Below are 20,517 nucleotides of genomic sequence, written 5' to 3' on the forward strand. Positions count from 1 at the left end.
TTAGTTCTGGCCGGAGAAGCCTATCCTTAAAGAGTTAGCACGAAAATTGATAAATTTTCGTCGGCACGGAACCAGAACCATGCCGGTATTCGTTCATAAGACGAGATGTACCGCATGCGGATGGCGGATCTGAAGGAGGTCGTGATGCCACTGTCGGAGCACGAACAGAGGTTGCTCGATCAATTAGAGCAGCAGTTGCACGACACTGATCCAAAGTTTGCCAGCGCGCTGGGGAACGAGGGAGCGCGTCGACTATCCGCTAGGCACATCCTGCTCGGTGTGGTGATCGGTGTTGCCGGTCTAGCCGTCTTGCTGCTCGGTGTCGGCATCCAACAGATTTGGCTGGGCGTGATTGGCTTCCTGCTCATGGGCGCTGGTGTTTTTGTCGCTACGATGCGCAGCCGAGTTAAGAAGACTCCGGCGTCGGCTGATGGCGCTAAGGTAGCGGGTGCCAAGTCTAGTTTTATGGCCAATCTTGAGGAGCGCTGGGACGAACGCCGTCGCGGCGAGTAGTAACCCCGCGACCGGTTTGGAGATCGGCTTCTAAAGGTCCGAGCTTCCGCTCGCTGATTGGCGAGAAGTGAGGCAGCGGCTAAGCGTCGCGAAAAGCGAATTATCTATATCCACCCCTGTGGCAGTTGCCCCAGGGGTTTTTCTGTGCCTCCCCCCCAGCTAGTCCAGCTACTCCAGTTCCTCCACTTAGCTCCACTATTTAGTTCCTCCACTTAGCTCCACCTGAGCCAGATAAGACCATCGGAGCACGTTTCTGAGGCCATTTGCGCCGGGCTGGCGGCTCAATCGAGCCCATTTCTGCTGCCCCGCGCCTACGACATCGCTCAGCAGCAGCAATCTTTAGCGCTTGGCATCGCCTTTCCCTCCACTTCTCTCCCCAGGCAAAAATCCCTGAAAACACGGGATTTCTTGGGAAAAATTCATGCCGACACACAGGAATAAATCCTGAGTTCGCGTTGACGGTGGTGGATTGTGGGGTAAAGTGGAGCGCGTAAGAGGGTAGTGGTGAAGGAGGGGGTGGTGATGTGTTCCTTGGGACTCATTCGCCACGTCTCGACGAGAAGGGTCGCTTGATCCTTCCAGCCAAGTTCAGAGATGAACTGGGCAACGGTCTGGTTCTCACTCGAGGGCAAGAACGTTGCATCTACGTCTTCAGCCAGCGTGAGTTTGAACGGATTCACGAGCAGATGCGAGAAGCTCCGATCTCAAGTCGCCAAGCTCGGGACTACATTCGAGTTTTTCTCTCTGGAGCCTCTGACGAAATGCCGGATAAGCAAGGTCGCGTCACCATCCCGGCGGCGCTTCGTTCTTATGCGGGTCTGGACCGGGAGCTTGCCGTGATTGGCGCTGGTTCCCGGGCCGAAATCTGGGATGCCGCTGCGTGGGCGGAGTACCTCGAAGAGAAGGAAACCTCCTTCTCGGATACCGACAGTGTAGAAAACGCAATTCCAGGACTTCTGTAGACGTTCTTGAACGAGATCTCCAGCCGCCCTGCGCCACCTGACTCACCTTCCCCGGAGCCAGGCGGAAGGCACGGCGCGGATGGGGATCTGGTTTAAGAGCACTCAGATGCAATACAGATGCAATACAGCAACGACAGTACCGAAGTGAAACGAGGGGGCGGCAGTGACAACACCATCATCTGCGGCGGCCGCCAAACACGTACCGGTGCTACGTGATCGTTGCGTTAATTTATTGGCCCCCGCTATTGAAGCTGCCAATGCCAGGGGCGAACGCGCCGTGGTGATCGATGCAACGCTGGGCATGGGCGGGCACAGTGAAGCCATTTTGCAGCGGTTCGAGAATCTGCACCTGATTGGCATTGACCGTGACACCCAAGCCCTGAAGTTGGCGAGCGAACGGCTCGCCGAGTATTCGGAACGCATCGATCTGGTACACGCCGTTTACGACGAAATCGATGAAGTGCTCGAAGATCTCGGGTTTCCCGAGGTGGCTAGCGTGCACGGGATTCTGATGGACTTGGGAGTTTCTTCGCTGCAGCTCGACGAGGCTGAGCGTGGTTTTGCTTATTCCTACGATGCGCCACTCGATATGCGGATGGACACCAGTCGAGGACAGAGCGCGGCTGATCTGGTCAATAGTTACAGCGAAGCCGAGCTGAGCTCGGTGATCCGTCGTTGGGGTGAAGAGAAATTCGCCGCCCGGATTGCCCGACGCATTGTCGAAGCGAGGACCGAGAAACCCTTAGAGCGAACCGGAGAGCTGGTCGAGGTGATCCGCAAAGCGGTGCCCGCGGCCGCGGCGCGAACCGGAGGGCATCCCGCCAAGCGTACCTTCCAGGCGCTGCGCATCGAGGTCAATCAGGAACTCGAGGTGCTGCAAAGGGCTGTGCCAGCGGCGGTTGATGCGCTGGCGATCACCGGTCGCGCGGTGGTGATGTCGTATCACTCTCTGGAGGACAAAATCGTCAAGCAGGTCTTCTCTGCTGGCGCCAGTTCTAGCGCCCCGCCCGGGTTCCCCGTCGAACTAGAGGAACAAAAGGCCGAACTGAAAATTCTGACCAAAGGCACCGAAGTGCCAACCGAGGTCGAAATCGCTGAGAATCCGCGGGCGGCTTCGGCCAGGCTGCGAGCAGTGGAACGGATCAAAAAGAGGAGAAACCCATGACTCAGTCTCAGGCCGCGCGCACCGCGCACCCTAGAGCGGCTTCTTCTCGACGCGCGCCTAAGGCTCCGATTATTAAGGCGCAGCACCAACAACGGCACCAGCCACACGGCACCGCTTCGCTCAGCCAGGCCACCGCGGGGGCTACCGCTCGACTGCTCAGTAGTGTGGCCCCGGCCGCCGCGGCGAGCAGCCCGGAAAGCTTGCCAAGTCGGCAGCGCACCCCACTTTCTCTGGTAGCGGCGCTGCCCGGCCGCCGCCGGACCCCCTTTGTGGTTTTTTGCTTCCTGGCCCTGGTGGCAGCAATGGCAACCGTTCTGGTGCTGAACATCTCGGTCTCCTCGGGACAGTACGAACTGGTGCAGCTGAACAGCGCAAAAGACACCCTGGTGAAGCAAAATCAGGCTCTGACACAGCAAGTGCAAAACGCTCAAGCTCCACAAAATCTGGCCCAGAAGGCGCAACAATTGGGAATGGTAGCTGCCAATTCGACGGGACAGATTAACGTGAACAACCAAACCATCTCGGGTTCGCCGAAACCTGCGGTGAAACTTGCCACGCCCGCCCCGCTGATCGCGGCCCCGGAGACCGAGAGCAGCACACCGGTGAGTGTGACGACACCGGTGACTGCTCAACAGCAGGCGAACCCCTTGGCACCGAACGCCTTGAGCAACGCTCTGCCGTTCCTGACCTCGACCACGGTGCCCGCTATTAAGCAGGACACCGCGAAGGAAACCCCGCAACCGAATTTGCATGGCGGCAGCATCCCTTCGCCGGAGCAGAAGACACCAAACCTGAACTGACCAAAGCCCGCATGACAGCAGTATCAGCAGCCGAAACGTAACGAGGCAGTATTGTGAGAGCACAGCCAATGAGAACAGCGATGACCAGTTCTGCGGCTAGGCAGGCGAAGATCTCGATTAAGGCCCGGCGTCGGCTCAGGGTGGGCTTGGGGCTGCTTTTGGCCCTGCTGCTGATCATCTCGGGCAAGCTGGTGCTGGTGCAGGGACTTGACCTAGGCGGCTATGCCGAGGCCGCCGTCAACCAGCTGACTAAAACCCAGGTGTTGGCTGCCAGCCGCGGTGAAATCCTGGACGCTAATGGCAAGGTGCTGGCCCAGTCGATCGTCCGCTACGACATTGTGGTGGACCAGGTAAACAATGCGGTAGCCACCTATAGCCGTCCTGGTGCTGACGGGAAAATGGCTAAGGTCACCCGGGATACTGGCATTGCTGAACTCGCGGCGACCCTCGGCATGAACGCCGATCAAGTACGGTCACTGGTCACCGGCACCAGCAAATACAATGTGGTGGCAAAATCGGTCACCCCGGAGCTGGAAGCTAAAGTGGCCGCTCTAATGGTCCCCGGTGTTGCCTCCCAGCCGGTCTCCAAGCGGAGTTACCCGCTTGGCCAGGTGGCCGGCAATGTGGTTGGTTTTATGGGGCCGAACGGCGGCGGCTCAGGACTCGAGCAGACCTTGAACGACAAGCTGACCGGCAAGGACGGTTCGCGAACCTTCCAAATGGGCAAGGACGGTATTGTCATCCCGGGCGCACCCACCACGGTGGTGCCGGCTGCTAACGGCCAGACGGTCAAACTGACGCTCAATGCCGATCTGCAGTACTACGCGCAGCAGGCCATCAGCAATCAGGTCAAGGCACAACATGCCGAATGGGGCAATATCGTCGTGGTGCAGGTCAAGACCGGCAATATTATTGCGATGGCCGAGGACACCACGGTGGATCCTAATAATCCGGGAGCCACTAAGGCCGAGGACCGTGGCTCGAGGATTGTCACCAGCGCGATCGAGCCCGGTTCCACCGAAAAATCAATCACTGCGGCGGCCGCTATCCAGGAGGGCAAAGCCACCCCTGACACCCGGCTGACCATTCCGCCGACCTACACCATCGATGGACAAACCTTCTCCGACGCCGAGGACCACGGCACAGTCAATATGACCTTCTCCGGGGTGCTTGCCGAATCGTTGAACACCGGTACCGTGATGGTGGGTTCCAAGCTGAGCCCGCAGCAACGCTATGACTACTTGCATAACTTCGGTATCGGCCAGAAAACCGGTATCCCGCTGCCTGGTGAGAGTGCCGGCATTCTAGCTACCCCGGATAAGTGGGACGGTCGTCAGCAGTACACCGTATTGTTCGGCCAGGGTGTGGCCCAGACCCCGCTGCAAACCGCGATGGCATACCAAGCGATCGCCAATAACGGAGTGCGACTGCCACCTAGGTTGATTGACTCCTATATCGATTCAAATGGCGTGGAAACCAAAACCCCGCAGGCCGCCGGAACCGAGGTAATCTCCAGCCAGACCGCGCAGCAAGTGAAAGGCATGCTGGAAGGCGTGGTGACGGCTGCGCACTACAATGATATTAATGTGCCGGGGTACCGGGTTGGTGGTAAAACCGGCACCGCCGAGTCGCCGACGGCTGGTGGGTTCAGCGGCTATACCGCTTCCTTCGTGGGGATGGCGCCGATGGAAAACCCGGAATACGTGGTGTTGGTGACCGTGCAGCACCCGCAAGGCAATATTTACGGTGTCACTCAGGGGCCGGTGTTCAACTCGGTGATGGGCCAGGTGCTGCAGACCTACCAGGTGCCGCCGTCGACCACTCCGGCCTTTAGGCCCAAAACAACGTTCTAGATCGTACGGAGAGTTTTTGCAGTGAATGAGAGCCAAGCTCCGGCGAGTGGATCTTCGCCTGGCCTTCGACCGAGGCGAGCTCCCGCCGTTTCGCTCGTCGAGATAGCGGGCCTGATTGGTGGCGAAATAGCCACCCCAGAAATCATGCTCAACGGGGTAACGCTCGACTCTCGGGCGGTACGGAGAGGCGATCTGTATTTAGCGCTGCCGGGGCTCAGCAGCCACGGCGCGAAGTACGCAGCGCAGGCAGCACAAGCCGGTGCGGCGGCGATACTAACCGATCAGCCGGGGGCGGAGATGCTGCGCGGCAGCCCAGCCGAAGGCTTACCGCTGCTCATTGTGCCCGAACCGCAACGCTGGGTGGGCAGGATTGCCGAGCGAATTTACCGCGACGATTCTGCCGGGGCTGAGCATTTGCAGCTTTTCGGTATCACCGGCACCAATGGCAAGACCACCACCAGCTATCTGGTCCGCTCTATTCTGGCTGCGCTTGGCCGTCGCAGCGGACTGATCGGCACCATCGAAACCCTGGTGGGGGAGCAACGAGTGGACTCCACCTTGACCACCCCGGCAGCCACTGACTTGCAGGCGCTCTTCGCACTGATGCGGGAAGAATCCCTGGACGCGGCAGTGATGGAGGTCTCCTCGCACGCATTAACCCTTGGAAGAGTTGACCAAGTGGTTTTCGACGTCGCAGGTTTTACCAACCTGACCCAAGACCATCTTGATCTGCACGGTGAGATGACCGAGTATTTTGCCGCTAAAGCCTCACTTTTTAGCGCCGAGCATGCCAAAGCCGCTGTGGTGACAATCGACGACGAATGGGGCAGCAAAATGGCTGCCGCAGCGGGCGTACCGGTCACCACCCTACGCACCACTTTGCCCGAGGCGCTAGTTGCGTCGGCCGAGGGCTTGGCCGAGGCGGATTGGCATGTTCGCTCGGCTGTGCCACAGGGCCTGGGCTGGCAGGTTGAGCTTGCCGGGGAGGGCAAATCTCTCACCTTCCGGACTTCTTTGCCGGGCGAGTTCAACGTTTCTAATGCCGCCTTGGCAGTGCTGATGGTGCACGTCTCAGGGGTGAGCATTGAGGATCTGCAGGCCGCGCTCGATCAATTTGATCCGCTCAGCATTCAGGTGCCAGGCCGAATGCAATTGATCTGCCGGGAACCGATCTCGGTGGTCGACTTTGCGCACAACCCGGATGCGCTGCATCGCGCGATGGAAGCGGTGCGACCCGCGCACGGAGATGTCACAGGTCAGCTCATTGTGGTTTTTGGGGCTACCGGGCAACGGGACCAGAGCAAACGCGAAATTATGGGCGCCCTGGCGGCTCGACACGCCGATGTGGTGATTGTCACCGATGACGATCCACATGATGAGGATCCCGCTCAGATTCGGGATCAAGTGTTCGCCGGCGCGCTGCACAGCGCCTGGGATGACACCAGGGTGGAGAATGTCGCGCCGAGAGCGGCTGCCATTGATCGTGCGGTCGAACTAGCCAGCGCTGGGGACCGAATTTTGGTGGCAGGGCGTGGACACGAGGTCTGGCAGGAGGTCAGTGGTGTCAACCTGGCTCTCGACGATCGTGAGGAACTTCGCACCGCGCTGCGCAAGTACGGATTCACTCCCGAGCCACTTCCCGAGATAGAGTCCTAAATCGAGATGATTGAACTTTTTGCCACCCACATTGCTTCGCTCACTGCGGGACGACTCAGCAGCACAGTACCCGAGGATCTTCGGATCGACCTCGCGCAGATCACCACTGATTCACGCGAATCTGGCCCGGGAAGCACCTATGTGGCCAAACCCGGTGAGCACTCCGATGGCCACAACTTCATCCCTGCCGCGGCCGAAGCCGGAGCAGTTCTGATGATTGCGGAGCGCGAGGTTCTCGACCCGCAGGGCGTGCCCTACCCCGCTGTGATCGTCAAGGATGCGGTGATCGCGATGGGGCAGCTGGCGGCCGAGGCAGTCCGGCTGATCCGGGAACAGGGCGAGGTGTCGGTAATTGGGATTACCGGATCAGCTGGGAAAACCACCACCAAGGATTTGCTGGCCGGAATCTTATCCTCGATAGCGCCTACTGTTGCACCGGAAGGCTCCTATAACGGCGAGATCGGGGTGCCGCTGACCGTTTTTCGGGCGGATTTTGATACCCGTTACCTGGTCGTCGAGATGGGCGCCACCGGAATTGGCCATATCAATTACCTCACCGGTCTGGTGAAGCCCGATATTGGGGTGGTGCTCGGTGTCGGCAGCGCCCATGCAGGCGAGTTCGGTGGGGTTGAGAATATTGCCATTGCCAAGGGCGAGATGGTTGAAGCGCTCACCGAGCAGGGCATTGCGGTGCTCAATCTGGCGGATCACCGAGTTGCTGCAATGGCGCAGCGAACCGTGGCACCGGTGCTCTGGTTTGCGGAGGGAGGCGTTCAGCCGCCCGAAGGTGCCTTGGTAGTGCAGGCTTGGCACGTCAGCACCGATAGCGCGGCGCGGCCGAGTTTTGAGCTCGAATTCCCTGAGCGTCCGGGTGAGGCCGGTGCTAGCGATGCTGAGCCGGCTAGTACCGAGTCCGTAGGGGCCGGCTCAGCTCGCAGCCCGCAGCGTTTTGAGGTGCATAGCGGACTGATCGGTGTTCACCATGTTAACAACCTGCTTGCCGCAGCGGCGGCTGCCTGGGCACTGGGCCTGAACGGTGAGCAGATTGCTCAAGCGCTCGACGGACAGAAGGCGAAGAGCCGCTGGCGGATGGAACTAACTGAACGCCCGGACGGCGTGACGGTGCTTAATGACGCCTATAACGCGAATCCGGAATCCATGCGTGCCGCGCTCCGCACGCTCGCCGAGCTGGGCCGCGAGTCAGGTCGGCCGACGCGCCGCACCTGGGCCGTGCTAGGGCCAATGCTTGAATTGGGCGAAGACTCAATTCTGGAACACAATGCGCTGGGCCAGGTGGTGGTTCGGCTGAACATTTCCCGATTAATTGTGATCGGAGCGGAAGCTCGAGCCATGCACATTGGTGCCATAAACGAAGGTTCTTGGGGGGACGAGTCCATTTTTGTCGACGATATTGAGGCCGCCTATGAGATTCTTGAGAGAGAGTTGTGCAGCGGGGACATTGTTTTATTCAAATCCTCTCGTGATGCCGGGGTTCGTTATTTAGGTGACCGGATAGCATTAAGCGCAACTGCAAGCCGGACGAGCGAGCAGGAAGGGCTGGGCGAGCTATGAACATGATCGCCATTTTGATGGGCGCCGGGTTTGGTTTGGCCCTGTCCATGATCGGCACCCCGCTGTTCATCAGGCTGCTGGTCCGCAAAGGCTACGGTCAGTTCGTTCGAGACGACGGCCCCACCTCGCATCACACCAAACGCGGTACCCCGACAATGGGCGGCGCGGTGGTGATCGGCTCGGTCATCCTCGCTTATCTGCTCACCCACTTGCTGATCTGGCTGATGAATCCGAAATGGTCCGGTCCGACGGTTTCCGGCTGGCTGCTGATCCTGCTGATGGCTGGTATGGGTCTGGTCGGCTTCCTGGACGATTACATTAAGATCTCAAGACAGCGTTCGCTCGGTTTGAACGCCAAAGCTAAATTGATCCTGCAAGCTGCAATCGGCGTGGCGTTCGCCATCCTGGCGCTCAACTTCGCTGACAGCCGTGGCCGCACTCCGGCGAGCATGAGCATTTCTTTCTCGCGCGATATCCCAGGGCTCAACTTGGCCTTCGCCGGTGCCGGACTCGGCGTGGTGCTCTTCATCATCTGGTCGAACGCGATTATCACCGCGGCTACTAATGGTGTGAACCTGGCCGATGGCCTGGACGGTTTGGCCGTCGGTGCCTCGGTAATGGTTTTTGGTGCCTACACGCTGATCGGCATTTGGCAGTCCAATCAAAGCTGTGGTTCTCCTCGTTCCAATGGCTCAGCCGCTTGTTATGAAGTGCGAGACCCGCTCGACCTCGCCCTACTCGCGGTGATCTTGTTCGCCTCCTTGATCGGCCTGCTCTGGTGGAACACCTCACCCGCGAAGATTTTCATGGGGGATACCGGCTCCTTGGCCATTGGTGGCGCAATCGCTGGTTTCGCCATCCTGTCACGCACCGAGTTGCTGCTGGTGATCATCGGCGGGCTGTTCGTCATTATCACCCTCTCGGTCATTCTCCAGGTAGGTTTCTTCAAACTCAGCGGCGGCAAACGGATCTTCAAGATGTCACCCCTGCACCACCACTTCGAACTCAAAGGCTGGGCCGAAGTGACCGTTGTGGTGCGGTTCTGGATCCTCTGCGGTCTCTTTGTGGCAATTGGCTTAGGTGCCTTCTACGCCGAATGGGTTGTCCAGCTTTGAGCGGAACGGAAGATAGCGGTCCGATTGATGCCGCAGATCCGCTTTCTCACCTGAGTAGCTGGGATTCCGACTGGTCGGGCCTGCGCGTGGTGGTAGCCGGCATCGGAAAGACCGGTTTCTCCATCGCCGACACGCTGATCGAACTGGGTGCTCGGGTCGTTGTGGTGGCAGCGGCGGAGGATGCGGAGGCGCAGCAAGCGGCTGATACCCTGCGCATTGTCGGTGCCATCGAGGTTTTGCTGGGCGAGCAAGTCTCTCAGCAGCTGCCCGAAGTGGAGGGCCAGCGCGCACAACTCGTGGTCACCTCACCGGGACTCCGCCCGAGCCACCCGTTGCTCTCGGAAGCTGCCAACGCCGGGATTCCGGTCTGGGGCGATATTGAACTGGCTTGGCGAGTGCGCGAGAGGGCCGGACGTAAAACCGCTGACTGGATCACGATCACCGGAACCAACGGCAAAACCACCACCACCACGATGGTTGAGTCGATGCTGCAAGCGGCTGGCCTGCGGGCGATTGCGGTAGGCAATATTGGCACCCCCATTCTGGATGCGATTCGCGAGCCGGAGGGTTATGACGCTTTCGCTGTCGAGCTTTCCAGTTTCCAATTGCACTGGACTTACAGCGTTTCCCCGGTTTCCAGTGTTTGTCTTAACCTGGCCGAAGATCATGTGGACTGGCATGGCAGCTTCGCTGCCTATGCAGCCGATAAGGCGAAGGTCTACCAGAACACCCAGCGGGCTTGTATTTATAACGCTGAGCAGCTGGAAACCGAGCACATGGTGGAGGAAGCAGAGGTGATCGAGGGCTGCCGGGCGGTTGCTTTTACCACCGGGATGCCCGCGATCAGCATGCTCGGCATAGTCGAAGGACTCTTAGTGGACCGCGCCTTCATCGCTGAGCGACGCGATTCGGCGGCGGAGCTCGCTCAGCTCGCCGATATTGGCGAGCTGGTACCGCGACATCAGGTGGCTAATGCCCTGGCGGCGGCAGCCCTGGTGCGGGCCTACGGAGTGGCAGCCTCGGCGGTGCGTGATGGACTGCGCAACTACGACAATGGAGCACATCGGATTCAGCCGGTGGCGCAGCGGGATGGCGTGCTCTGGGTAAATGATTCGAAAGCGACTAACCCGCATGCCGCCGCTGCCTCCCTGGCAGCCTTTAATCCGGTGATCTGGATTGCCGGAGGAGATGCCAAAGGTACAAGCTACGACGAACTGGTCAAACAGCACAGTGCACGGCTGAAAACGGTGATTCTGCTCGGTGAGGACTCAAGTGCGCTGCGGGCCGCCTTGGCACGACACGCGCCGAATGTCCCGGTGATAGAGCCGGATTCAGGCGAGACTGGAATGGTGCAGCAGCTAGCAGCCGTCGACAATGCGCAGCCGATCTTTCCCGGACCGGTGCTCATGGCGAGGGCGGTTAGGGCAGCCGCGGGCGTAATCGCCGACGGTGACACTGTTTTGTTGGCTCCAGCTGCCGCATCAATCGATCAGTTCTCTTCCTATGCTCAGCGCGGTGAGGCTTTTATCGCCGCCGTTACGGAGTTGCTGGAAGGGCAGGCGACAACGCGAACAAGCGGTACTGAAGGGCAATAGGTAGCAGATGGTTAACGCGCCCGCTCGCCCGACGTCGAAAAGCCCTAGGCCTGTGGCAGCGGGGGCCAAGGCGACGGCGAGTTTTCGACAGCGAATCCGTGACATAAGTGATCGGTTTTGGCCTCGTTTGGAAGGCAAAAACAGTTCACGGAACTCGAGCTACTACCTGATTTTGGGGGCCTCGCTGGCCCTGACCTGTATTGGCCTGATGATGGTCTTCTCCGCCTCCGCGGTTGAGCAGCTCTCTAAAGACACCAGTCCCTTCACGCTAGGAATCAAGCAAACAGTTTTTGCGATTGTGGGGTTCATCGCGATGCTGGTGCTTGCTCGCTTCCCGGCGAAATGGTTCAAAGTGCTCGCCTGGCCCGGCCTAGCGGTTTCCTTCGTGTTGTTGGTTTTGGTGCTCTTCATCGGTCATGACGCCGGTGGAAATAAGAACTGGATTGTGGTTTCCGAATCGTTTTCTTTCCAGCCTTCGGAGATTACCAAGCTCATGCTGATTCTCTGGATGGCCTCGGTACTGTCCAAAAAGGAGCCTCTGCTCGGGCAGCTGCGGCACCTGATGATCCCGGTGGTGCCGGTCGCTGCCGTGGTGGTGGTGCTGGTGCTGCTGGAAAAGGACCTCGGTACTTCGGTCATCGTGATGGCAATCGCCGCCGCCGCTCTTTATTTCGCTGGCGCGCCGGGCAAACTTTTTGCCGGGGCCGCGTTGCTCGGCGGCATCGCCGCCCTGGCGCTGGCCCTCACCAGCGATAACCGACTGGGCCGACTGACCGCCTGGATGGGCTGTGGCGACGCTAATTACAACGATGTCTACGGGCTCTGCGACCAAGCCCGCAATGGCATGTACGCGCTGGCCTCGGGCGGCTGGTGGGGTGTCGGTTTGGGTCAAGGACGACAGAAGTGGAATTGGATCCCAGAAGCCCATAATGACTTCATCTTTGCCATCATCGGCGAGGAGTTTGGCTTGCTCGGCACTATCGTGCTGATCCTGCTTTACGCCGTACTGGCAATTGCCATCTTCCGGGTGATCGTTCGCCATAATGATCTCTTCGTGCGCATTGTCTGCGGCAGCGTGATGACCTGGATCCTCGGCCAGGCCTTCGTCAATATCGCCATGGTGACCGGGCTACTGCCGGTGATCGGCGTGCCTTTGCCCTTGGTCTCCTACGGTGGCACCTCGCTGACTATCAGCCTGGTGGCGATCGGCGTGGTGCTCTCCTTTGCCCGAAATCTGCCCGATAAAGCTCCCAAGACAAAGAAAAGAAACACAGTAACTTCATGAGCTCTGAACATCCCCTCTCTGTAGTGCTCGCTGGTGGCGGCTCTGCGGGGCACGTTTCCCCTTTGCTGGCGATCGCCGCCGCGCTGCGCGACCGCCACGCCGAGGTGGAGCTTCTCGCCGTCGGTACTAAAGAGGGCCTGGAAACCCGGCTAGTGCCAGCAGCCGGTGTCGAGTTGACCCTGATCGATCGAGTTCCGCTGCCTCGCAGGCCCAGCCTTGCGGCACTGAAGTTTCCGACCAGAATGCGCAAAGCAATTCGAGACTCGGAGCGGATCCTGATCGAGGCAAAGGCGGATGTGTTGCTCGGGGTGGGCGGATTCGTCTGCACGCCAATGTATGTGGCGGCCAAAAAGGCCGGTATCCCCATCGTGATCCACGAAGCTAATCTCCGGCCCGGTCTTGCCAATCGTCTTGGCGCGCGCTCCACCTCGTGGATTGGCACTGCTTTTGAAGGCACTAAGCTGAAAGCGGCGCGCTGGGTCGGGATGCCGATTCGTCGTCAGATTGCCCAGCTGGAGCGCGCGGTCCGCCCCGGCGGCAGCGCGCAACGTCAAGCCAAAACTGAACTTGGCTTTGACGCCGACCGGCCGTTGCTGGTGGTGACCGGAGGCTCACTGGGCGCTCAGCGGATCAACCAGGCCCTCGTCGATTCATTGCCAGCTCTTACCGAAGCAGCCATTCAGGTGCTGCACATCACCGGGCGCGGCAAGCAGGTGCGCGAGGCATCAGGTCAGTTAGTCGCTGCGGCGGGTTATCAGCAAATCGAGTATCTGGATGGCATGGAAGATGCCTATGCAGCAGCCGACCTACTAATCTGTCGCGCCGGTGCTGGCACCGTCAGCGAAGTGGCTGCGGTCGGGGTGCCTGCCGTTTTTGTGCCGCTGCCAGTGGGCAATGGCGAGCAGGCGCTTAATGCAGCCACCTTGGTTGACCGGCAAGCAGCTCTCAGTGTGGCCGATAAGGATTTCACTCCGGAATGGCTTCGCCAGCACGTACTGCCCTTGGTGACTGACCCAGCCCGGCTGGAGGAATTGGCTCGTCGTGCCGCCCAGTTGGGGATTAGGGACGCTGCGGAGAAGATGGCTGAAATGATTGTGCAGGCCGTCCGATGAGCCCTGAGGTGGACCTTGAATTGAGTGACTTGGGCACTGTGCACTTCATCGGTATCGGTGGTGCCGGGATGTCCGGAATAGCGCGAATCATGCTCGCCGATGGGGTAGTGGTGAGCGGTAGTGACGCCAAAGCGTCAGCGGCCCTGACTGAGCTCAGCCAACTTGGTGCGCGGACCTTTATTGGACATGCTGCCGAGCAGGTCTCGGCGGCGAACACGGTGGTGGTGTCCAGCGCGATTAAGCCCTCGAATCCGGAACTGCTAGCCGCGCAGCAGCTCGGGCTGCGGATTCTGCACCGCTCAGAGGCTTTGGCGGCAACCATGAAACGGCACACAGTGGTCGCGGTTGCCGGTACGCACGGCAAGACCACCACCAGTTCGATGATCGCGGTGGCCCTGCGTCGGGCAGGGCTGGACCCGTCCTTTGCGATCGGCGCCACGGTGGTAGATCTTGGCGCGAACGCTTACCACGGCCGGGGCGATATTTTTGTTGCTGAAGCGGATGAGTCGGATGGTTCGTTCCTGAACTACCGACCGAAGATCGCGGTGCTGACCAACGCCGAACCGGACCACCTCGACCATTACGGCAGCGCCGAGGCAGTGATGCGCGCCTTTGGCGACTTCATTGCGTTGCTGCCGGAGGACGGGCTTTTGGTGGCTTGTGCTGATGATGAGGGCAGCCTAGCGCTCAGCGACGCTGCGGTTGCCGCAGGTCATCGAGTATTGCGCTATGGCCGCAACGAGCGGGCTGATCTTCGGCTCAGAGGTTCTGCCCTGGAATTCCGAGGACGGCAATACCAGCTTGAATTAGCGGTACCGGGGGAGCACAACCGGCTCAACGCCGCGGCGGCCTTTGCCGTTGGGATCGAACTGGGGGGCGAAACCGAGCACGAAACTGAGCAATTGTTGGCCGCGTTGGCTGAGTTCAGGGGCGCGGCCCGGCGCTTCGAGTTGAAAGGCAGCGTCGACGGGGTCCGGGTCTTTGATGACTACGCTCATCACCCCACTGAGCTCAAGGCGGCGTTGCAAGCGGCCCGTACGGTGGCCGCCGGACATCGCGTTCTGGTGCTCTTCCAGCCCCACCTTTTCAGCCGAACCCGTGAGTTCGCCACCGAGTTCGCTGCCGCTTTGGAACTGGCGGATGCTGCCGCGGTGCTAGACATCTACCCGGCCAGAGAAGAGCCTATTCTCGGGGTGAGCAGCGCCTTAATCACCGACCTGGCAGCACACACCGAGCACTTCGCCGATCCGCAGCAGGCCCTGGCGAGTCTGCTGGATCAGGTTTCCGCAGGGGACTTAATTCTGACCATCGGAGCGGGCGATGTTACCCAGTGGGGGCCGGTGTTGCTTGAGCAGCTGAATGCCCGGACAGCCGGCCCAGGAGAGCGAGGAAGCAATGCCGATGAGGCGTAAGCCGCCGGTGATCTCCACTCAGGGGGGCAGGCCCGAAGTCGAGCAGGAACCGAAAGCGCAGAGTTCGAGTGCGGGCAGCACAAAAGTCTCCCAGTTGCCGATCACCGAGCCGTCCGAAGATCAGGGCGCAACGGTATTGAGTTTTCCTATCGGCCGTGGTGCGACTCGCCGTTGGTGGCCTTGGGCTCTGGCCGGTGGGGTGCTCGCGCTGATTGCCGTCATTATGGCGGTGGTACTTTTCTCTCCCGCACTCGCGCTCAAAACGGTCAAGGTCGATGGCACCAAACTAGCCAGCGAAACGGCAGTGCAGGCCGCGCTAAAGCCACTTCAAGGAAAATCGCTGACTCAGATCAGTCAGTCCCAGGTGCAGGACCTGCTCGCCAACTTGCCCCAGGTGCAGTCGGTCAGTATTGAAGCCAGGCCACCGTCAACGCTATTGGTGCACATTGTTGAACGGCTTCCGGTGGCGGTGCTGAAAAACGGTAGTAAATATATTTTGGTCGACCCCAAAGGCACCCAATTGGGCAGCACCTCAAATCCGGCGGCGGCGAAGTTGCCGCTCATTGACGGGGGCACTGCGGCGATTGGCCAGGCTACTTTCTCAGCGATGACTGCTGTATTGGCCTCGCTGCCGGCGGCGGTTAGAGCGCAATTGCAGTCCGCCGCGGCCAAGTCTCCGGACGCGGTTGAGCTGACTTTGCTTAACGGAAAAAAAGTTGTTTGGGGAGATGCCTCCGAAATGGCGCTGAAATCTGAGGTTTTGCAGACCTTATTGAAGAATCCACCGAAGGCCGAACCGGGCAAACCGGAGCCCGCCCCGGTGAATGTCTACGATGTGAGTTCGCCCAGACATCCGGTGACCCGGTGAGAATTTCGGTTGATTCGCACGACACGCGGGAACGGTTATTGAAAGACAGCGCGATGCCCCATAGCGTCGCAATCAAGAATTACTTGACATAACTCTAACCCTCAAGTAGAGGGTTAGAGTCACAAAGCTTCAAGCAGCAAACGAACAAGGGAAAGCAACCGTGGCAGCACCGCAGAATTACCTGGCCGTCATCAAAGTCGTCGGCATCGGCGGCGGTGGCGTGAATGCCGTCAACCGAATGATCGAGGTTGGCCTGAGAGGCGTTGAATTCATCGCCATCAATACCGACGCCCAGGCGCTGTTGATGTCCGATGCTGATGTCAAGCTCGACGTTGGCCGCGAGCTCACCCGTGGTCTGGGTGCTGGCGCCGATCCGGAGGTAGGCCGGAAGGCCGCTGAGGACCACGCCGAAGAAATCGAAGAGGTGCTACGCGGTGCCGATATGGTTTTCGTCACCGCCGGCGAGGGCGGTGGCACCGGCACCGGCGGCGCGCCCGTGGTGGCTCGGATCGCTCGCTCACTGGGTGCTTTGACCATCGGCGTGGTGACTCGGCCATTCACCTTCGAAGGCCGTCGTCGCTCGAATCAGGCCGAAACCGGCATTGACGGTCTGCGCGATGAGGTAGACACCTTGATCGTGATCCCCAATGACCGATTGCTTTCGATCAGCGATCGCAATGTCTCGATGCTCGATGCCTTCCGCTCGGCAGACCAAGTGCTGCTTTCCGGCGTGCAGGGCATTACCGATCTCATTACCACTCCCGGTTTGATCAACCTCGACTTTGCCGACGTCAAATCGGTGATGCAGGGCGCCGGCTCGGCGTTGATGGGCATTGGTTCGGCCAGAGGTGAGGATCGCGCCGTGAAGGCCGCCGAGTTGGCGATTGCCTCACCGCTGCTGGAAGCCTCTATCGATGGTGCACACGGTGTGCTGCTCTCCATTCAGGGCGGTTCTGATCTCGGATTGTTCGAGATCAATGAGGCGGCCCGGTTGGTTCAGGAAGTCGCGCACCCCGAGGCGAATATCATCTTCGGTGCGGTGATTGACGACGCACTGGGCGACGAGGCGCGGGTCACCGTGATCGCGGCCGGCTTTGACAATGTGGATGCCACCAGCGCGCCAGCAGGTGACCCGGTGGCCCGGGCAGCAGCGAAGCCTAGCGAAGAGGAAGCCGCCCCGGCAGCTGCTGCGGCGAATCTATCCTCCTGGAGCCAAAGCGCGGGACACAATTCTTCCTCGGCCGAGAACAGTTTCGAGATGGATCTGCCCGCTGTGGTGGAGCCTGACCTGAGCAGCGCCCGGCAAGATGATCTGGATGTCCCTGATTTCCTGAAATAGCAGACTCAGCGATGTTTTTCTGGCGCCGAGAGGTCCGGCCCGGCTGGGGTGTGGCTTTTAGCGATATCCGGGCCGGCTCGTTGAGCTTGAACGTGCCGGCGGACTCGGCAGCCCGGCAGCATCGTGAGTCGCTGCGCGAGGAACTCCGGTTAGAAACCGGATTCCAATTCATGTCTCAAGTACACGGGCGTGAGCTAGTGGAGGTCGAGCGAGCTGGGCAGCAGCCCACCGCAGACGGTTTGATTTCCGCTAGCTTGCCGCTCGCCGTGCTGGTCGCTGATTGTCTGCCAGTGATCTTATTGGCGGAGCGGGCTACCGAAACCATTTCTGCGGCGGTACATGCTGGCCGGCAAGGTGTGCTGAACGGTATCGTGCCGGCCGCCATTGAACGGTTGACGGTTCTGGGAGCTGAGCAAGTTGAGGCGTGGATCGGTCCGGCGATCTGTGCCGGATGTTACGAGGTGCCTGAACAGATGCGGGCGGAGTCCACCACTCAGTTCCCGGAACTTTACGCCAGCACAAGCTGGGGTACGCCGTCCTTAGATTTACGTGCTGGTGCTACTGCTCAGCTGGAGCGAGCTGGCGTGCTGGTCAATCAGGTCGAAGTATGCACCCGCGAGGAGCCAGGACTTTTCTCCCATCGAGCAAGTCAACAGACCGGACGACAGCAGGGTCGCTTCGCCGGGTTGGTCTACCGCACCAGGCAAAGATAGGGAGTTAATGCAGCAATCGGTGGAGCGCAAACAACAACTTGCCCAACGACTGCAAGCGGTTCGGCAACGCATCGACCGGGCTGTGCAGCACGCGGGTCGTAGTGATCGGCCAGAGCTGATCGTCGTGACAAAGTTTCACCCGGCAGCCGATGTGTTGCTCTTAGCGGAGCTCGGAGTCGAGCAGGTGGGGGAGAACCGCGATCAGGAAGCGGCCGCTAAACAAGCTGAACTCGCTGCTCAGGGAGTTCACTTACGATGGCACTTCATTGGCCAGCTGCAAAGTAATAAAGCGAAATCGGTGGCTCATTATGCCGAGGCAGTGCACTCGGTGGATCGGCAGAGTCTGGTTGACGCCCTGGGGCGGGCGGTTGCCTCGCTGGAGCGGCCCGCGCTGAAATGTTTTGTCCAGATAGACCTGGCCGCCGAGTCGACCGGGCAGCGTGGTGGGGCGAGCCCGAGTCAGATGCTAGGCCTTGCGGATCAGATTGCCTCCACCGCCGGACTCGAGTTGGCAGGTTTGATGGCGGTGGCGCCGCTCGGTGAACAGGGCAGCAGCGCTGACCCGGATGCTGCGTTCCGAAGGCTCGCCGAACTCAGCCAAGAACTGCGAGAAATCTACCCGCAGGCCCAGGCGATTTCGGCGGGGATGAGCTCCGATTTGGAAGTCGCTGTGGCGCACGGCGCGACACACCTGCGGATTGGTTCGGATGTGCTCGGTGCGCGCCCCGCTGTGCGGTAGCGTCAAAACTGCAGCAGAACTATTAACCGAGGAGCAAAAAATGGCTGGCGCTCTGCGCAAGACAATGGTTTATCTTGGTCTCGCCGATGGCGAAGAGCAGTACGAGGCTGAACTAGATTCAAAGCCTGTCCGCACTGCAGCCAAAGAGACCCCGAAGAATGAGGATTATTCAGTGGAATACGACAACCGTCATGCTGAAGCAGAAACTCACCCGGAAGGTGAGTACCGGGCGCCGGTGACGCCGATCAAACGGGCCGCTTCGAGCCGTGATGAATCCGCTGGTTTGCGCCAGATCACCACGGTGCACCCCCGCTCCTACAATGACGCGAAGCTGATTGGTGAAAGCTTCCGCGACGGCATTCCGGTGATTATGAACGTCACGGATATGGGTGAAGCCGACGCTAAGCGGTTGGTTGATTTCTCAGCCGGTTTGGTCTTTGGCATGCACGGTTCCATCGAGCGCGTGACCAATAAGGTGTTCTTGCTCTCACCGGCTTTTGTGCAGGTGCTTGGGGCGGACTCCGAAGCCAGTGAGAACCAGGCCAGCTTCTTCAACCAGAGCTAGCGCATAAGCTTATCCTTGTGGGATTGATTTTTACGCTGCTCTCGGTGCTGCTGCTGTTGTTCTACCTGACTCTCGTGGTGCGTCTGATCTTTGATCTAGTACAGCAATTCGCGAGAGAATGGCGCCCCAGTGGAGTCTCCTTGATCGCTGCCACCGGGGTGTACTCAGTGACCGACCCGCCATTGAAGTTGCTACGCAGGATTCTGCCACCGGTGAACCTGGGCGGAGTGTCCTTGGATCTCGCCTGGATCATCTTGTGGGTAGCCATCTGGGTGGCTATGGTGATTGTTGGAAATTTCGCCGCTTGAGGCGGAGTTAGTTTTCGTGCCCAAATAGTTATATTGTGTTTCACGAACGTATTGAAAGTACTGATTTACCGATAGATAACCTATTAGGTATCGTAGTTGTGCCGGTCAGCAATGGCCGGAACCCATTAACCCAACGAGGTGACTAGATGGCTCTGACGCCAGAAGATGTTGTCAACAAGAGATTTCAGCCGACGAAATTTCGCGAAGGCTACGATCAGGACGAGGTCGATGACTTTCTCGATGAAATCGTGGTTGAGCTTCGCCGCTTGAACCAGGAAAACGAGGAGCTTCGTAAGAAGGTCGCAGAACTCGAATCCGGTGCTCCTGTTGCTTCGGCTCCGGCTGCTGCCCCGGTGGCGGCTAGCGCCCCCGTGGCTGAAGAAGAGAAGCCCGCCGAGGAAGAGCCAGCTAAGGATGAAAAGCCGGTTGTTGAGGAGAAGCCTGCTGCTTCCTCCTTCGCCGCGACCACTCCTGCGGCTACCGCCCCGGCTGCTACTGCTGCCCCGGTAACCTCCGCGGTGCCTGCCGCCGGAGTCACCCCGACCGCCGAGTCCGCCGCTGGCGTGCTCACCATGGCGCAGAAACTGCACGACGAGTACGTCAACGCTGGTGTTGAGCAGCGCGATAAGATCATCGCCGAAGCTCAGATTGAAGCCTCTAGCTTGGTCAACGATGCCCAGGAGAAGAGCCGCAAGACCCTCGGTGCTCTTGAGCAGCAGCGTTCGGTGCTGGAGCGCAAGGTTGAGCAGCTCCGCGGCTTCGAGCGTGACTACCGTGCTCGCCTGAAGACCTACATCGAAGGCCAGTTGCGCGATCTCGAAGCTCGTGCTTCGGTGGCCGCTCCTGATGTCTCGGAAAACAGCAACAACGCTGATTCCTAAGCACCTCCTTAACGCCGAAGCCGGTGGTTGGGTCCGCCCAACCACCGGCTTCGGCGTTCCCGGC

The 20,517-nt window shown here is 59.7% G+C and carries 19 protein-coding genes; all 19 read left to right on the forward strand.

The annotated features are described in order from the left end of the window. Positions 1-144: 144 nt before the first annotated feature. On the forward strand, positions 145-513 hold the full coding sequence (locus UM93_RS02815) for a DUF3040 domain-containing protein (RefSeq protein WP_045076775.1): 369 nt from the start codon (positions 145-147) through the stop codon (positions 511-513). A gap of 524 nt (positions 514-1,037) precedes the next feature. Continuing rightward, positions 1,038-1,475, forward strand: coding sequence for a division/cell wall cluster transcriptional repressor MraZ (mraZ, locus tag UM93_RS02820; RefSeq protein WP_045073520.1), 438 nt, complete (start codon positions 1,038-1,040; stop codon positions 1,473-1,475). 163 nt (positions 1,476-1,638) lie between these two features. Continuing rightward, positions 1,639-2,640 (forward strand): 16S rRNA (cytosine(1402)-N(4))-methyltransferase RsmH, encoded by a 1,002-nt coding sequence (rsmH, locus tag UM93_RS02825; protein ID WP_045073522.1) that lies wholly within the window; start codon positions 1,639-1,641, stop codon positions 2,638-2,640. Next, on the forward strand, positions 2,637-3,440 hold the full coding sequence (ftsL, locus tag UM93_RS02830) for a cell division protein FtsL (RefSeq protein ID WP_052663559.1): 804 nt from the start codon (positions 2,637-2,639) through the stop codon (positions 3,438-3,440). The genes rsmH and ftsL overlap by 4 nt, the downstream gene beginning before the upstream one ends. 80 nt (positions 3,441-3,520) lie before the next feature. Further along, positions 3,521-5,293, forward strand: a complete 1,773-nt coding sequence (locus UM93_RS02835) for a peptidoglycan D,D-transpeptidase FtsI family protein (protein WP_045073523.1) — start codon at positions 3,521-3,523, stop codon at positions 5,291-5,293. 21 nt (positions 5,294-5,314) lie between these two features. Beyond that, a complete protein-coding gene (locus UM93_RS02840; protein ID WP_045073524.1) occupies positions 5,315-6,949 on the forward strand; it encodes a UDP-N-acetylmuramoyl-L-alanyl-D-glutamate--2,6-diaminopimelate ligase in 1,635 nt (544 codons plus the stop codon). A 6-nt stretch (positions 6,950-6,955) separates the two neighbouring features. Beyond that, the gene (locus tag UM93_RS02845) at positions 6,956-8,521 is read left to right on the forward strand and encodes a UDP-N-acetylmuramoyl-tripeptide--D-alanyl-D-alanine ligase (RefSeq protein WP_045073526.1); all 1,566 of its coding nucleotides are present in this window, start codon (positions 6,956-6,958) and stop codon (positions 8,519-8,521) included. A gap of 2 nt (positions 8,522-8,523) precedes the next feature. Next, positions 8,524-9,636 (forward strand): phospho-N-acetylmuramoyl-pentapeptide-transferase, encoded by a 1,113-nt coding sequence (gene mraY / locus UM93_RS02850; protein WP_045073528.1) that lies wholly within the window; start codon positions 8,524-8,526, stop codon positions 9,634-9,636. Next, positions 9,618-11,231 carry a UDP-N-acetylmuramoyl-L-alanine--D-glutamate ligase gene (gene murD, locus UM93_RS02855; protein WP_045073529.1) on the forward strand — a complete coding sequence of 538 codons (1,614 nt, stop codon included), beginning with the start codon at positions 9,618-9,620 and terminating at the stop codon, positions 11,229-11,231. The genes mraY and murD overlap by 19 nt, the downstream gene beginning before the upstream one ends. A 127-nt stretch (positions 11,232-11,358) precedes the next feature. Continuing rightward, complete coding sequence (ftsW, locus tag UM93_RS02860; RefSeq protein ID WP_234399367.1) at positions 11,359-12,516, forward strand: putative lipid II flippase FtsW; 1,158 nt, start codon at positions 11,359-11,361, stop codon at positions 12,514-12,516. Continuing rightward, positions 12,513-13,628, forward strand: a complete 1,116-nt coding sequence (gene murG / locus UM93_RS02865; RefSeq protein ID WP_045073532.1) for an undecaprenyldiphospho-muramoylpentapeptide beta-N-acetylglucosaminyltransferase — start codon at positions 12,513-12,515, stop codon at positions 13,626-13,628. Before ftsW ends, murG begins: the two co-directional genes overlap by 4 nt. Beyond that, a complete protein-coding gene (gene murC, locus UM93_RS02870) occupies positions 13,625-15,040 on the forward strand; it encodes a UDP-N-acetylmuramate--L-alanine ligase (protein WP_045073534.1) in 1,416 nt (471 codons plus the stop codon). Before murG ends, murC begins: the two co-directional genes overlap by 4 nt. Beyond that, complete coding sequence (locus tag UM93_RS02875; RefSeq protein ID WP_234399368.1) at positions 14,988-15,908, forward strand: cell division protein FtsQ/DivIB; 921 nt, start codon at positions 14,988-14,990, stop codon at positions 15,906-15,908. The genes murC and UM93_RS02875 overlap by 53 nt, the downstream gene beginning before the upstream one ends. A 160-nt stretch (positions 15,909-16,068) precedes the next feature. Then, on the forward strand, positions 16,069-17,247 hold the full coding sequence (ftsZ, locus tag UM93_RS02880) for a cell division protein FtsZ (protein ID WP_045073536.1): 1,179 nt from the start codon (positions 16,069-16,071) through the stop codon (positions 17,245-17,247). A gap of 11 nt (positions 17,248-17,258) precedes the next feature. Then, the gene (locus UM93_RS02885; protein WP_045073537.1) at positions 17,259-17,960 is read left to right on the forward strand and encodes a purine nucleoside phosphorylase YfiH/LACC1 family protein; all 702 of its coding nucleotides are present in this window, start codon (positions 17,259-17,261) and stop codon (positions 17,958-17,960) included. Between the two features lie 7 nt (positions 17,961-17,967). Beyond that, the gene (locus tag UM93_RS02890) at positions 17,968-18,699 is read left to right on the forward strand and encodes a YggS family pyridoxal phosphate-dependent enzyme (protein ID WP_045073539.1); all 732 of its coding nucleotides are present in this window, start codon (positions 17,968-17,970) and stop codon (positions 18,697-18,699) included. Positions 18,700-18,739: 40 nt separating this feature from the next. Further along, positions 18,740-19,264, forward strand: a complete 525-nt coding sequence (locus tag UM93_RS02895; protein ID WP_045073540.1) for a cell division protein SepF — start codon at positions 18,740-18,742, stop codon at positions 19,262-19,264. Between the two features lie 17 nt (positions 19,265-19,281). Then, entirely contained in the window at positions 19,282-19,572 is a 291-nt protein-coding gene (locus UM93_RS02900) for a YggT family protein (protein ID WP_045073542.1), read from the forward strand. A gap of 146 nt (positions 19,573-19,718) precedes the next feature. After that, positions 19,719-20,453, forward strand: coding sequence for a DivIVA domain-containing protein (locus UM93_RS02905; protein WP_045073543.1), 735 nt, complete (start codon positions 19,719-19,721; stop codon positions 20,451-20,453). The last annotated feature ends 64 nt before the right edge of the window (positions 20,454-20,517 follow it).

It is taken from the genome of Psychromicrobium lacuslunae (genome assembly GCF_000950575.1).
Lineage (GTDB): Bacteria > Actinomycetota > Actinomycetes > Actinomycetales > Micrococcaceae > Renibacterium > Renibacterium lacuslunae.